This window comes from Pectobacterium punjabense (genome assembly GCF_012427845.1).
GTDB lineage: Bacteria > Pseudomonadota > Gammaproteobacteria > Enterobacterales > Enterobacteriaceae > Pectobacterium > Pectobacterium punjabense.
In genome coordinates this window covers 1,049,617-1,064,248 of record NZ_CP038498.1, presented here as the reverse complement: position 1 = coordinate 1,064,248, position 14,632 = coordinate 1,049,617, and the positions used below count along the sequence as shown (strand labels likewise).

Annotated in this window: 18 protein-coding genes; all 18 read right to left on the bottom strand. The window is 49.0% G+C overall.

The window, feature by feature from the left end; all coding sequences use genetic code 11:
• Positions 1 to 8: 8 nt before the first annotated feature.
• Positions 9 to 407, bottom strand: coding sequence for a hypothetical protein (locus tag E2566_RS04790; protein ID WP_012822422.1), 399 nt, complete (start codon positions 405 to 407; stop codon positions 9 to 11).
• The gene (locus E2566_RS04785) at positions 404 to 3,229 is read right to left on the bottom strand and encodes a conjugative transfer ATPase (protein WP_107168144.1); all 2,826 of its coding nucleotides are present in this window, start codon (positions 3,227 to 3,229) and stop codon (positions 404 to 406) included. Before E2566_RS04785 ends, E2566_RS04790 begins: the two co-directional genes overlap by 4 nt.
• Positions 3,229 to 3,639 carry a TIGR03751 family conjugal transfer lipoprotein gene (locus tag E2566_RS04780; RefSeq protein WP_012822420.1) on the bottom strand — a complete coding sequence of 137 codons (411 nt, stop codon included), beginning with the start codon at positions 3,637 to 3,639 and terminating at the stop codon, positions 3,229 to 3,231. Before E2566_RS04780 ends, E2566_RS04785 begins: the two co-directional genes overlap by 1 nt.
• Entirely contained in the window at positions 3,632 to 4,093 is a 462-nt protein-coding gene (locus tag E2566_RS04775) for a hypothetical protein (RefSeq protein ID WP_012822419.1), read from the bottom strand. Before E2566_RS04775 ends, E2566_RS04780 begins: the two co-directional genes overlap by 8 nt.
• Complete coding sequence (locus tag E2566_RS04770) at positions 4,080 to 4,883, bottom strand: hypothetical protein (protein ID WP_012822418.1); 804 nt, start codon at positions 4,881 to 4,883, stop codon at positions 4,080 to 4,082. Before E2566_RS04770 ends, E2566_RS04775 begins: the two co-directional genes overlap by 14 nt.
• A gap of 2 nt (positions 4,884 to 4,885) precedes the next feature.
• Positions 4,886 to 6,427 carry a TIGR03752 family integrating conjugative element protein gene (locus E2566_RS04765; protein ID WP_107168145.1) on the bottom strand — a complete coding sequence of 514 codons (1,542 nt, stop codon included), beginning with the start codon at positions 6,425 to 6,427 and terminating at the stop codon, positions 4,886 to 4,888.
• Complete coding sequence (locus tag E2566_RS04760; protein ID WP_107168146.1) at positions 6,424 to 7,320, bottom strand: TIGR03749 family integrating conjugative element protein; 897 nt, start codon at positions 7,318 to 7,320, stop codon at positions 6,424 to 6,426. Before E2566_RS04760 ends, E2566_RS04765 begins: the two co-directional genes overlap by 4 nt.
• Entirely contained in the window at positions 7,317 to 7,976 is a 660-nt protein-coding gene (locus E2566_RS04755; protein ID WP_107168147.1) for a PFL_4703 family integrating conjugative element protein, read from the bottom strand. Before E2566_RS04755 ends, E2566_RS04760 begins: the two co-directional genes overlap by 4 nt.
• Positions 7,973 to 8,347 (bottom strand): TIGR03750 family conjugal transfer protein, encoded by a 375-nt coding sequence (locus tag E2566_RS04750; protein WP_107168148.1) that lies wholly within the window; start codon positions 8,345 to 8,347, stop codon positions 7,973 to 7,975. The genes E2566_RS04755 and E2566_RS04750 overlap by 4 nt, the downstream gene beginning before the upstream one ends.
• Before the next feature lie 11 nt (positions 8,348 to 8,358).
• Positions 8,359 to 8,673 carry a TIGR03745 family integrating conjugative element membrane protein gene (locus E2566_RS04745; RefSeq protein ID WP_232487012.1) on the bottom strand — a complete coding sequence of 105 codons (315 nt, stop codon included), beginning with the start codon at positions 8,671 to 8,673 and terminating at the stop codon, positions 8,359 to 8,361.
• Positions 8,674 to 8,747: 74 nt separating this feature from the next.
• Positions 8,748 to 8,984, bottom strand: a complete 237-nt coding sequence (locus E2566_RS04740) for a TIGR03758 family integrating conjugative element protein (protein ID WP_014701050.1) — start codon at positions 8,982 to 8,984, stop codon at positions 8,748 to 8,750.
• Entirely contained in the window at positions 8,981 to 9,289 is a 309-nt protein-coding gene (locus tag E2566_RS04735; RefSeq protein ID WP_107168150.1) for an integrative conjugative element protein, RAQPRD family, read from the bottom strand. Before E2566_RS04735 ends, E2566_RS04740 begins: the two co-directional genes overlap by 4 nt.
• Before the next feature lie 152 nt (positions 9,290 to 9,441).
• Positions 9,442 to 9,600: a hypothetical protein gene (locus E2566_RS04730; RefSeq protein ID WP_165800626.1), complete on the bottom strand. Its 159-nt coding sequence runs from the start codon at positions 9,598 to 9,600 to the stop codon at positions 9,442 to 9,444.
• Positions 9,601 to 9,749: 149 nt separating this feature from the next.
• Positions 9,750 to 10,607 (bottom strand): hypothetical protein, encoded by an 858-nt coding sequence (locus E2566_RS04725; protein WP_107168151.1) that lies wholly within the window; start codon positions 10,605 to 10,607, stop codon positions 9,750 to 9,752.
• Between the two features lie 48 nt (positions 10,608 to 10,655).
• The gene (locus tag E2566_RS04720) at positions 10,656 to 11,408 is read right to left on the bottom strand and encodes a TIGR03747 family integrating conjugative element membrane protein (RefSeq protein ID WP_107168152.1); all 753 of its coding nucleotides are present in this window, start codon (positions 11,406 to 11,408) and stop codon (positions 10,656 to 10,658) included.
• Positions 11,408 to 13,519, bottom strand: a complete 2,112-nt coding sequence (traD, locus tag E2566_RS04715; protein ID WP_107168153.1) for a type IV conjugative transfer system coupling protein TraD — start codon at positions 13,517 to 13,519, stop codon at positions 11,408 to 11,410. Before traD ends, E2566_RS04720 begins: the two co-directional genes overlap by 1 nt.
• Entirely contained in the window at positions 13,512 to 14,036 is a 525-nt protein-coding gene (locus E2566_RS04710; protein WP_107168154.1) for a hypothetical protein, read from the bottom strand. The genes traD and E2566_RS04710 overlap by 8 nt, the downstream gene beginning before the upstream one ends.
• Positions 14,026 to 14,628: a restriction endonuclease gene (locus tag E2566_RS04705; protein ID WP_373367259.1), complete on the bottom strand. Its 603-nt coding sequence runs from the start codon at positions 14,626 to 14,628 to the stop codon at positions 14,026 to 14,028. Before E2566_RS04705 ends, E2566_RS04710 begins: the two co-directional genes overlap by 11 nt.
• Positions 14,629 to 14,632 lie beyond the last annotated feature (4 nt).

The following is a 14,632-nucleotide window of genomic DNA, read 5'->3' as shown; positions in this document are numbered from 1 at the left end:
TTCCCGATTTACCCTTTTTCGCCTGTCACCCACTCAATAGCCTTCAGCAACCACATCATGTCTGTCGCATCGGAGACATTGATGTACCAACGCACGCCGCGGGCATATTCATTATCATCTGGCCATACGGTATTGCCGGCAACCGTAATCAGGAGATCAAGTGCCTTTCCTGTCGGGTCGCTGATATGTACCGAAACACAGCAACGGTTTCCTACACGATGAGGTAACACCGAAAGTTGAGCCGGGCAGACTAGGCGTTTTCTGACTTCATCGCCCAACTTCGCAAGTTGGAGTGAATCACCTTCACCAATACGGGCAACACCCTGCGGAGGCACAGCAAACAGGACAGAAAACGGGAGTGCATTATCCGGCACCACTTCAGGTTTAGACATCGTTAATCGCTTCACGCAGCCTCCGTTTCGGTCATAATCCCTCTTGCCTTATCCAGCTTCTTCGCCACGAGAAAAGCCGCTTGCAGCTCACTGCAGCCATGTTCGTTCATCAGTTGCCGGCGTTCCGCTTTTTCTTCTTTTTCAGTCATCCCCAACGCAAGGTAAAGGCTGGGAGGAACGGCCCTGAATAAGGCTTCTACCCGTTTAGCCAGAACCACACCTTCCGTATAGCATCGGGGTAACTTTGTCGCAGAGAGCAACATCGCCTTTTGCTCTTCATTCAGCTTTTTGAACCGCGAGATTTGCTCCACTTCATCCGGTGGCATGGTCAGACACAACCACCATTCTGCCATATTGAGCATTTTTTCCGATGTATCCGGATAATCCGCCAGGTTCTGTGTTGCAAGCCAGAGCCACGCCCCCAATTTACGCCACATTTTCACCACCTTAGTCATATACGGTGATAGCAGGGGGTTCGTCGTCGCAATATGGGCTTCATCGATCACCATATTGATTTCACGATCCAGGTACTGATCACGTTCAGCGATGTTATTGACGGTATTCACCAGGGCGATAACAGCGACGGCCATCTGTGCTTCATAGCCCTCACGCGCCAATGTACCGAGATCGATGATAGTGACATCCGCTTCTGGCCAGGGCGTTCCTGGGCGGTTAAACAGTTCTCCCTCAAACCCTTCGGTAAACATGCGCAACGCCTCAGCCATCTCCTCAGCACGCGCACGCCGTGCTGCCGTTCGGCGGTCTCGCCCCTCACTGTCCTTGGTGTTATCTCGGGCGATATGCTCCAACGCAGACATCAAATCCGAGGGCAACATTTGGTGTCCAGCTTCATACGATTGTTTCGCCGCAGCCAGAATAGCCTCACGCAACATGCCCCGATCGGCACGCGTCATTCTGGCTTCTTCTGCTGCCTCTCCCCCCGTGACCATAAGACGTGCAGCTATCTCCATTTCTCCCAGAATATCGCGCTTTTCCTCATCGTCATCATCCGGCTCTTTTGCATCATCATCCAGCTCAGGCAAAGACAACTCATCAGTAATGAGTTCTCTGGGATCTACCTGTAACAACAGGTGAGCATCGGCAAACGGTGCCAGTGAGACACCACGCCCAGGTTTGATGCTGATCTTGTTCACCGTCAACCCTAATGACTCATAGTAATCGCCAAGCAACCCAAACGAGTTTCCCGCCTCCAGTAAAAACAGCCGTGAACGGTGGATAGCCATCACCTGCGCTAAAACACTACACAATGTCGCTGACTTACCCGAACCTGTCGGTCCAAACAACAGTAAATGGGCATTCTGTGTCCTGTCTGCCTTATTCATTGGATCGAATGACAATGCCGCCCCTCCGCGATTGAAAAAGGAAAGGCCGGGATTACCCGTTCCCGTATCACGGCCAAAAACTGGCAGCAGGCAGGCAAAGTGCTGTACAAACGTCAGCCGGGTATACCAGTGGTTTTGATCCGTTTCAGGGTTGAAACACATCGGTAAAGCACGCAGATAGCCATTGAGTGGCGCAACATCATGTTCAGGGTTGATCGGCTGAAGGCCGGCATTGAGCAGCTTGGCACTAATATCGAGATAGCGTTTGTCGAGCGTATCCAGATCTGACGCTTTGATCAGAAACGTCAACGATGAGCGATACAGTTTGTGCCGCTCACCCAGATACTCTTTGGCTGTTGCCGCATCTGCGCGTACACGCTGAGATTCAACATTTTCGCCCATTGCATTTTTACCCAGGCTGGCGAACTCCTCTTCTAAAACATCCTGAGGTTGAACAACCAATGTCATCGCAATAACCGTTCCCTGCGGCATCAGATCCATCAGCGTATTGATGTTCTCTCCACGCCTGACTTCACCGGTCAAGTGCCCCGTCTGTGGTGCTTTTCTCAGCCGTTCTACGGGTACTGCTTTGTGCGCCACATTATCAAACCACCATACTCCACGTTCGGCATCGCTGCGCGGCCGCGTAAACCACAATGTTTCGCTAAAATCGTTCAATATAGGAAGAGAATCGGGTGCGCCGTCGTCATGTGACGCTGTACGGTACAGCAGTTCGGGCGCAACCCATTCCGGCTTAGGGTTAAACCAGCGTAGCAGCCAGTTATGTATCTGTTCACCATTTTGCCGATGGCAACGAATACCGGCGCCGGACAATGCTGAGGTTAAACGGTCGCAGACCTGGTTCAGCATGGTCGCCGGCGGTAACGGATCGCGGGACTGCTTTTCAACATAGCGGTAAATCACCATACGTGTGCGGCGGGTTTGTCCGCGCCAGGGTGCACCCGTGACAATTTTATCGTCAAACAGGCCTTTCTCTGCCGAAATGCTTTTCATATGGCGATCGGTTTCAGCCAGCCAGGCCTGTGTGAATGCCGTCCCCTCCGCCCAGGGTTTGACATAACCACGTAACTTATCCATATACGCCGTCACATCCGTATCATCCTGGCAGTAAAGCTGCACGACCCACTGGTGACTATCCAACTCAGGCAAGCTATCCTGCAAGGCATCTTCAACCACATCGCGGATCTCTTCCAGGCGCTCAGCTGGTCGCCCCTCCGTGCCTACGGGTATGATTTCATAGACCGCACCAACGGAGACACCATCATCCAACAGCAGGCATTGATCCGCTGAGAGATATTCCGCCCAGGGCATATAGTCAATAATGGAAGGCGCAACGCCATAAAGTTGTTGTTCATCCCTCTCAGTTAATCGCCCATCACGGCTAAGCGGTTCATGGCCATTTACCGCAAATGGCCCATTCCCTTTCAGATTTTCATCTGAAGATGTCGTTCTACGCTGAAACAGTGAAAACATTAAAATGCCTCCGTCCGTTCACCCGGCAGGGCATATTGCACCTGGCTGTAGAACGGGAATACCGTGCTATACCCCGGCACCGGAGTATTACCCTTACTGAGATGGGGATAGACATACATGACCAGGTCAGGATTCGGCAGACGAGGAAACGTCTGCTGGATCTCATTCTCCTGGGTGCGGCTATAGTGTTCCGCCTCCCGCAACACATTCGCCTGGTCAGTATCCGTCAGGGTGCGCCGCAGTGTAGTGCGCCCTTCATGCCTGTCTTGAGTCGTTGACGCACCACCGTTCCACAGTTCTAGCATGGTGCTATCGCCCGGAGGCAGCATCTGCTCTTTGCTGGTACTGCATCCTGAAAGTGTTACGGCGAAAAAAAGCGAGGCTATCGCGCATTGAGCTTTATTATTCATGCCGATCACCTTCCTTTGAAGAATCTGAAAGCGCACAGCGACTGGAAACATAGGAGAATGATTGCAGCTCAGGGACACGATGCATCTCACTTAAATGAACTGGCATCATCTGCCAGTACTCTTCACCATGTAATCTTTTCAGAGCCATCGATATGATCTCGCCATTACTCGCAGAAACGTGCTCCAGAAAGCAAGCTACCCTGCATCTTTCAAGCGCCTCAGGAAACAACCGAGCAATCGTTAATTGAGTGTCTTGCACCTCAATACGGGTAGGACCCAGCATCAGAATTAATGCGTTATGCTCCCAAAACAAAGATGCCTGTTGAAATGCCGCAACACGTTGAGCCAACTCGAGATCAAACTCACCATGACTGACCGCCACAGAATAGCCAGAGCCAGCACTGAAGTACCACTTAGTGGTCCATCTAATGGGATTGCCGTTATTTTCTTTCATGCGATGTCCCCAGTCCTAACCAACGCATCCAGCTCGATCTCGCTCGTCCAGGTTTTACCTGTTGCGAGTTCAGGCGCTCTTCATAACGTTGTTTCAGTACAGAAAGACACGTTCGGGCATCTTGTGCATTTTGCATGTAGCTGACGGCGAATAGCTCAGGGAGATCATGCTCCCCGAGTTGGTGCAGTTGCGCCTCTATCTGAAAATGATCCAACTTCCATCCTGGCGTATCGTCACGATGTACAACCTGGTTCCGCACCTCAAGCTTCAAATAGATGCCCAGTTGAGCCATCGCATCGATAATCTTTCGCATCTCACTGCACGCTTCATAATACGGGTGGTCGATATCATAGTGATTCATCGTCACATCATGCAGTTGCGTTACCCCCTGGCCATTGACGTGAAAATAAAAGCGCGCCAGACAACTGCGATGATTACCATCTGAGCCGATAAACCAATTAATCCCATCCAGACTGTTAAAATTCATGCTCGACCGTTTATGCCCTGGCTCCGTGTAATAGCCAGGGTTCTTTTCCAGCAGAGGAATGTTGATATCCATCCGCTTTCCACGATCCAGCAGCTCCAGCCAACTCATACCGGCATACTGTGGGTGATCAGTACCAATAATGCGAAAGACGTTGATGCTACCCTGTGTCGTCCAGTAATGACGGGTGATGAAATCTCTCTCGCGACGGAAACACGAATCATCCCAACGAAGGATCTCATCATTAGCCCACGAGGGCGGAGCAGATCGTACCTGTTCAACAAAACGATAATTTTCAGTCATCATGGTTAATCCATCCCAGTGCCAGATTGGCCAAGATTGAAGTCATATTTCACTTTCCGCCCTTTCTCTTCATAGTCGATCGCCAGCTGACGGGTAATATGAACCGCGACTTTCATGCCCGGGGGGACATAAACAGCATCAAACGTCTGGCCATAACGCGCCTTAACCCAGTCAACGGTTTCCTGCATCCCGCCTGAAATCGCCTTCCCCATTACGGCCTGTCCGGCATCACCGGTCAGTGAAGACGTCACACCGCCAAACCCGTTCCCTTGTGTGGTATTTTGATTCTGTGCCAATGCCTCACCCGCCGCAGAACTTGCCGATAGAGCAAATAGCGTAGGTAGATAGGTCGATGCGTTAGATTTACGTTCACCGGAAAGACACGGAATACCGTTTTCATCCGAAATCCAGCCAATACTTCCCCCGTTATTACTGTTCTGGCTATTGTTACCTTCTGTCTGACCAGATGGCCGCGGTAACGTACGCACCGTTCCGTCGCTAAAGACGAACGTGATACTGGATACCGAACCGCGGACACATGACAACGTCCAGTCCCCTGTCGCTGTCCCGGACACAATCGCCCCCTGGACATCAGGCAGATCGATCCCGTTTGCAGTCAGATTGTCTTTGCCAATGAGAATTTTGAATGGATACGGATCTGTCACTTTCCCATCGACAGGCACTCGCCCCAACAGGGCTGTCATGGCACGACTGCCAATCAACGTTGAATTTTCGGGCAAGGTATAGACAGGCTCGACAGGACCCTCAGAGGCATTATTCCCACTTAACGTTTGGCCATTCCCTGCTTGTCTGGCCAGTTCGGCTTGCTGCCGGGTGACCGGATTTTCTTCCAGAAAAGAAGTAGCAAAGGTAAAACCCGCCGCTCTGTTACTGCTTCCCTCTGTCACAGGTTTACCACTGGCATCTACCGCAACAGCATCTATTGGTTCAACCCAGCGCAACCCATCAGTACCGGATGAACCAGATGGTGTAACCTGTCCGGTAAAATCGCCATCCAACCCCAACCCTATCGGGATATCACTCCCCGGCCCGACATGATTGCCAGAAGGCGCTGACGACGTCGAGCCAGGCGTTCCGACCTCTTTAAGTTGTTGCACGAGATCGCTGACAGTAGAGCTTAACGATTGCACCTGAGATTTCAGTTGGCTTTTCTCACTACTCTCTTCCGTTTTTGCATTCGCAATCGCCTGACCAATACGTTCATCAACGTTTTGATTGGTTTGTTTCAGACGCTTGTTTTCCTCAGCCAGCGTCTTATTTTCTGCATCCAATCGATCTTGCTTGGTTGTGACCGTATTCAGACGACCAATCAACGTACGTAGCGTATCCTGAGGCGTGTCCCCTTCAATCCCCAGCGCTCTTAACTGCTCAGGGGTGACATCGTTCAGGGTGGCATCATTTTTTGCCGCAGTATCTGGCTGTTGCTGTGCCTTGTCGGGAGAACATGCCTTCAAACCAATAAAAACCGTCACCAGCAACGTTAGCGGTACTGCCAGTTTAACGAGCATATTTGACTGCATTTTCATTTTGTCACGCCCCTGGATGTTGATTTAACCGGTTTGGCAGGTAGCACAGGTTCTGGCAGAAATGCGCTTTCCGGTTGACCATCAATGACCAGATAGGCGACGGTCGTATCCTCCGGCGTTCCGGCATTCCCCAGCCAACGGTGCTGAAACGTCGCGCTGACAAATTTCCCCTGTAGCCTGCGAGGATCCAAGATCACCTTACCGGATGAGGTATTGCGTATTTGCAATGCGATAACACTAAAATTGTTCAGTCGCCATCCCGCCAATGGCACAGCCACGACCGGCTCAGAAGGAAATAATGTTGTTATCGGGCTCGATAGCTTAAGAGATACGGTCCCAATCCCAGGAACGGGTTCAACGGTGCGCAATGGCGCATACAAGCTTTGTGCTGCATAGCGCGTCAACAAGACAGGAACGGGGGCAGAAGAAACGGGAGAATGCCGCTCAGCCTTATCTGCTGGCTCACGGGAAGAAGACGAATGACCTGCTTTGTTACTGCTGCCGCTAACCTTTGCATTATCATTGGTGGAGACAGAAGAGACCTCTCCGGTATAAACGACCTGCACAGGTTCACGAACGCTCTTCCCTTCCACGGCGCTAATATCCAGGAGGATCACCTCACCATTCTCAACATCCTGCAGTTGCAGGCGTGTGGAAGGAAAAGGCTCACTGGCACTGAGGTAAACCGATCCGCCGCTACTCTGGACCCTCAGTTTTCCACTCAGTGACGGAGGGAATCCAACGCGTACGTTTTTGTCGACAAAAACAATACGTTCTTGCCCTACATTCAGAGGAATTTGGAGTGGGATACGTTCCCATTTCATGAGTTCCAGTGCGCTGGCAGGTAATGACAAGAGAGATGCACATATCACCAATAAGGCTTTCAGCTTCACTGGAATACCCCCGATTTTTTCTCAGGAGCAATAACCGGCATCGCTTCCAGTCGTTGAGGCGTGCTGGCATAGCAATCGAGAGCCAACCCAAATTGGTTACGTTCAGGATCACCTTCCCAACGGATAACCCGCAATGGATAACGCACCATTGCCCGTTTTACAGGTTCGGTGTGGTAATACTCGTCAGCAACCAAATCCAGGCGGGCAACCCATTCATCATCAGACAAAACATCGACGCTTTTACTGCTATAACCGCGTTTAGGGATCTCATATACAACACGAACGCGGTCACGCAGCTCGCTATTGTCAGTGCGAAACCGCGCATCTTTGTTCAGGAAGTCCTGGCATACGGGTGTCAGATAAGGACTTAGCTGCGCGATTTTCGCGGGATAATCTACTTCACCGTTTTTTGGCCAGGCATTGAGTTGCTGAAAAATATAGAAGGCAAAACTGTATACCGTTGAGGGAGGAACCCGCCACCACTCGCGCGTGCTACCAGAACGCAGGTCTGGAGGATTGTGGATCGTCAATTTACTTGGTGCCATCATCCAGCCTGAAGCAGTGAAAATCAGCGACAAAAACAGGCCAACAACGATAGCTCGCAAGGTAAAAATATGATTATCGCGAGCACTGACAGCGTTACGAAAGCGGCTCATGACCTACTCCTTTGAAAAACGGAGCAAGTACGTTTCAACTCCCATGCGCGAGAAGTCAGGATCAGGCCGTGGCTCATGCCCCATGTCGCTTTAAGCTCGTCCAGGCGACGCCAAAGATAGTTTTCGGGTTTCCCTCGTTTAAACGAACTGATCCATTTACCGCCAAGAAACACCACGAACAACGGCGTTATCAGCATACAAGTGGGAAAAGCGATCCAACCAATAAAAGGGACAAATGCCAGTGGAAATGCCAGCGGTATTCCCAATGCAACCCCTAGGCCCGCAGCCAGTCCTAACTCTCCTGTGGTGAATCCACGATAAACCACTGGGGCAACATTCAGACGATCGGGGAGAAACTCAATCACGGCCATGCTCCCGCTCCTTACAGAATGTCCAGCGCCTTAGTGGCTAACCAGATAACAGCAACAAGCAGTATCACCCCAACAATGACAAACGCCCCAAATGTTGACCATTTCTCCTTACCAGATCTCACATCATGAAACGAAGATATCGCAGCCAGAGCAACAACAATGAATGCGATCGCAGCAATAACAAGCCCTCCAAGAGCCACCCCATCTTTGATATAGCCTTTCAGAGTGCCGAATAAACCGCCACCACCTCCACTTGATGGCGCTTCAATAGGCGGCAAATCGGCCAGCACCTGACCTGAATGGAGTCCTCCGAGAACAACTAACATTGTCAGACGTTCTGTGGTACGACGCATTATTGAGACTATTTTCATGAGTTAACCTTTTTTGTTCAGAGTGAAAATCAGCTAGCGAAGAGAAAAATAGAGATAACCAGAAGCAGAATGAGCCGAACCGTAAATGTTCCTATAGATTCAGCACCGATGGATTTCGTGGTCCACCCCTTGTAGGCCATGACCAATGCCCAGGTTGCCCACAGAAATAAAATGGAGAAGAGAAGACCAAGGATAAGCAGATTGAGTACTGAGGGGTCTGTATTACCCGATGCTGCGCTCCAGGCGGCCTTCTGTGCAGCATTCATTGCCCTCTCTCCTGGCGGTATTGCCCACTGACAGAAAGCGGTACCGAAGGTTGAGCGCGAGAGGGCTCAAGATATTGCTCAATACCCTTCCGCATAGCGGATATGTCTCGGGAAGCACTACTGTAATCAAAATAAAAGCGCGCATCCTGACCATTCTGATTGGCAACTACTCGGGCACGATCTAATCCAGCCTGAACCTGGTCAAGTTGACGCATAGCCAGAGCAAGCTCGTCTTTTTCGGAAGCATGGGCCTGAACTACGCAAACCGAAGCCAGCAGTACACTCAGCCCAATCAATCGGTACATCTCTCTTCTCCTGTAGCGCATAACGGCGAGGAGAAAGACTGACGTAACAGGGGGATAAGCACAGCAGGAAACTGTTTATGGGATGGTGAAAATTAAGGGACAAAAGAAGAAAAAAGAAAGGGGGAAAATATCCCCCCTGAGCTTAAAGTTTATTACCAAGAACCGAATAACTGATTAGACCAATACTCCAATTCAGCTTCAAGTCGTGCTTTTAGCTGAAGATCGTTCTGATCAACAGTCGATAGAATCAATTCAATTTGCTCAATTTTAAGCCAGATAATATCTGGCGTTGTTACATTATAATTGGTCATGTTAAAATCCTTTTAGACATGACGGATTCTTGATTGACCCGAATCCATATTGGGCCATTAATGAACATCACTCACTTCATTAATGGTTACATTATACCATAAAAAATCCTTTCGTTTCATAAAGATAATGAATTAACCAGAAGCTTCAATCACAAAGTATCGCCCATCAGCATGGTAACTCTTGGGCGTAGCTGGCGAATCATATTTGCAATTCCTTCGCCATTATTTAAATAAGTGATAATACGTAAGTGCCTCAAATCAAAAGGCACATCGCCAATGTGCCGCGCCAATAGAATAACCTCTTTTCCCAGAGCATGAGCGATCCCTGCCTCATAAAATACATTTGGATTCTTATCTGAGAGATCGCAAATTACCACAGATGACATACAAATTAAGGAAACAATATCTTGAATAATTGAATGCTCTTGCCAAATATCATCAGCTCTATTACAAGCCATACCCATTTCTGAGGCCATTTCCTTTATTGAGGAATAAACAGCATCAAAACTATTAGAAAAAGGCATCATTACCGAGATTTGCTTTCGTGATATTTTATTTAACCCATCGATACTGAATACCTTCGGGCTTGGCAAGCTGTGCTGATTGCTCTTAAACAAAACTTCAAACAAGTCTGCATCATGAACTGCCCAGTGAGAATGTCTCAGTTGAAATCCAACGACACCAAGGGAAGAAGCTATCTCCTCTATATTATCTAGATGTATTGGAGGGATATTCGAATCATAAACATAGTTAATTATAGCACTTCGAGTTTTTTTTATCACATTAGTGATCTGCCCAACCCTAGCAAATGGCTCACCACTCCCATCAATCTCTGGCATAAAAATAGCCGGTATACGAATGATATCTTTAACCGAAAAATCGCCATTTGGTCGATAAATAGCTGCAATTGATTTATCCGTATAACTAGGTGCAATCGATCTTGATAAATCAACTGAATCAGAATGCTGGTTCCAACCACTATACTTTACTAATAAATGAAACATCATCAATGCCCTCATGCTGCTTTCACGCTTCCATTACCCTTAACTTAAACATTAAAGGTATTTTTTAAAAGCACCAGTAACGATCGACAGCACAATACCCAACAACACCGCTGCGGGTAAGAGCAACAGATTAGGCCACACAGCAGTTGGCCAGGACAAATACAGCATACATGGCCCGTACACCGCAGGCTTCACAAACCGCTTCGCATGATGATAGATAAAACTGGATTCATACCCAGCACCGTAGCGCCGTAAATCCCGACGAACCAGACCATCAACGATCCCAGTCACAGCAACCATGATAAAAAGCGGTATCGATAGCACCAGAATGCCAACCCGTATCGCAAAAATGACCGTGACATAAACCGTCGCCTGTAAGTACTCCCACAACGCCAACGCCAGCCAGCTCCCAACCCAATTAAACATTTGCGCCGCCCCATCCTTCGGCTTCATCTGTTTTGCCTGATGAAGCCAACTGATAAAACCGCTGTCCACAAACAGCCACTGATAGGATTGGTGAACCATGCCGCCGATGAGGATAACCGGTTCAGACATCAATAAGCTTTGGGTAAACCCTTCAGCCAGATAACCACTTTCCGTCAACATCACCTGCCGACTGTGTTCTGCGCCTTCATTTGTCCAAAAAAACAGCATGCCGATATATTCAATGAGCAAACTGACCAGCAAAGAAACCAGCAGAATGCCAATCACTTTCAATGGCCAAACCCATAATAGCGTTTGAAACAGACCCGGCTTTTTGGGTGGCTCCTGACGTTGTGGAGACGACGACGTCTGCTCGGCCATTATGCCACCTCATCCTCTAGCCCAAAGGCAGACCCCGCAAAGCTGTCAGAAGGTAATGTACTCCCCGTCCACCAGGTTTCACCGGTGCGGTAATTCTGCTGCATGTACTCGGCAATGCGGCTGATACTTTCCGGCATGAACGGGTCATTTGCGCTATCAGGTAATGGCATGCGGATTTTCCATAGCCGCCCCCCCTCAAGCAATGCAAACGCCTGCCCTTTTGGCAGATTGATAATGTCAGCGGGCGTAATCATTGGCATCCTGACATTACTGACGCGATCCTGAACGTTACTGGTAAAGTCAGAACCTTGGTCAGGATTAGTAATATCCGTTACACCGGAAACCAGCGTCTTGGTATAGACATCCACTTCAGGAAGCTGGCTGGTCAGCAACTCCGCTGTACTATTTTCTCTAACCCGTAGCATGATTAACGAGTTGAAGTTACCAATCACCTGGTTGGCCTTGGCACTACTGCCAATCCTGGCTTCAATATCCGACAAGGTCTGTGTATAGGCAGTGACCTGAATCCCAGCGCCGCCGCCTTTGTTAATAAGCGGAATAAACTCCTCACCCATCAGTTCGTTAAACTCATCACAGTGGAGGTTTATGGGTATTTTTTTCTGTGGGGTTTCTCCGCCGATACCAAACTTGTAGATGTAACCTGCCACAGATACAAGGTCAGCAAACATGCTATTGCCTACCGCTGATGCGACCTCCGCATCCGACAGCGCATCGAGCCCGACATACACAATCCCTCTTTTTCTAATGACTTCCTGCCAGTCAAAGATGGGGCGAGGATCATCCATATCGGTGTAATCAGGTGCCAGCAACGCTGCTGTTTTTCCCGTCGTCAGTTTTTCCAGTAAGGGCAATAGCGACGCCACTATTTTATCAAAATAAGTCCGATCATAACGTACGGCTGACCTCAGACCATCCAAAACCGGATCCCATATTTTTTTACCTTCATCACTGCCAAGAACGGTCTCAATGGCCCACACTTTCATCGCGTTCGCTTGTCCCTGCATATTTCGGGGAAGATCCCGCTCATTAAGCATGCCTGAGCTGATTAAGTTCTCCACCGTGACCCACAGTTGTGGAGCTTGAGTGCTTAACAGATTTTCGACATAAATTTCGTAAAGGTCACCGATATTGGTGACATAACGAAGTATCAGGCTGTAATCAGGCCGCTGGCCCAGGGCAACCAGCGCTCGTGTAATGATATTGACGAATCGCCAGGCGAATTCCTTAAAAGCGGCAGAATTACCTTCACTTGAAAGCTGTCCGGCAACACGCGAAGCCACTTCAGAGATACGGCTAAAACGTCCAATCGCGTTATAACGCGCACTGATATCTGGCCAACCAAGATGGAAAACATGAAACTCACTTTCCCTTCCAGCTCTCCGCGCTTCCGCCCACATCCGTTTCAGCAGGTCAGCATCTCCTTTGGGGTCAAATACGATGGTGACATCGCCACGTCGGATATCCTGTGTGATCAATAATTCGGCCAGGCGTGTTTTACCAACACGTGTTGTTCCCATGACTAACGAGTGCCCTACACGCTCCCCCAGATCATAACCAATATCGGATTCATCAGGTTCAACACCGTGATAGATGGGACTCCCCCCCACGGGAGGTAACGGTCTGACGGGATTAAAGACGGTGTCGGATTGAGTAAGCCGGCAGAGGTATGGCAGGCTGTACTCAAGTTTTTTCTCCAGGTCACGCGCCATACGATAAATGACGGATGGCTGAACATAACACTCTGTCTCTGGCCGACGAGCTTCCAGGAGCCGCTGAGTATGTTTCTGCGTCCACTGAAATCCCCTCCCGAGAAACAGGTAGCGGTTACTCACGGGGATCTGTTTGCTGCTCATCACATACCGAGGAAGTCGCCGGATATTGCGGCGGTAACGAAGGATCCGTAACCCTTGCCTCGTGCGCTTCAATGCCAGCACGCCAAACCCTGCTGCAGTAACCCAGCTAACGGATGGAGCAAGAGCAACAGCCCAGGGAGCTGTCAGGCAGATATAAGTCGCACTCCACGCCGTTGTCGCTGTATAGAGCTCGACCGCGGGGCGTAGCAACGACTCCATCACATAACGGTCACTCATCCGCCATCCTCCCCGCATCCTGAGCATAATTTCGGCTCGCCCTGTATGCTCCCTGATCACACACAATTCGCCCATAGCGAATAAATGCTTCACCGCACCCCGATAGCCCCACAAGAACGAAATAAACACTGTTTGCGAATCGAATAACCTGAACAGCAATATTAGACAACGTCCTGGTTTCACCTGTTAAAACACACACATTCTCCGAGGCAGAACCTCCGGGGAAATCAATGCCAAAATGAGGATAAGAGCAAACCTCCACCATGACCTCTCCTGGAGGAGCTGACTGATACGCCTGTGCAATATCCGATAATATATTAAACACATGATATTCAGCGCCATTACGGAAAATAACTCCATCGACAGCCCCAAAAAGAAAAAACAGCACAATAGACATACCAATAATAAAAGATGGCCAATATATAACCACCTTAAAAAGGAACATAAAAAGTTCAATCAGAAAGGAAATCACGTTCCGAAATGAATATCGATAAGTATATTTATAATTAATCTTCACATACCACCTCAATTAGTTTTGACCAACCAACCTTACCTGTTAATAAGAGCAGCAACCGCTGACCGCTTATAATATAAATAGGAAAGTTATTATTTCTCTCTGAATTCTCTCGTTGCCTACTTTTAGTTCCAGTACGCCCGGTATGAATAAATAAGCCACCACATTGATGTTGAATCAGCAATTCTGAAAAAGCTTCAACGTGTGCTGGTTCAATAGCCCTGCTATAGCGCTTCGCCTGGATTAACCAGCGTCGGCCTGCGATAAAAACCTGCCCATCCAAACCACCATCGCCACTATATGAGGCGTTACGAACCACCTTGAATCCCTGATGCTCAAAGGCCAGCAGTATCAACTCTTCAAAAACATAAGGGTTAATCTTTCTGAGGTAAGAAAGTTGCTTGTTTCCTCCACTCATTTTAGGGAGTAATGCCAATATTCTAACGGCCTGTATCAAGTAACGCTGATGGCGACGTTGTCTCGCGCTTTTTCGTTTGCAAAAAAATGGCAGGAGGACAATCAAAATGAGGGACACAGCCCCCCATAACACAATGAGAGCTGGAGCATTGGCTAATTTAAGCCATAACTCAGCGATCAAA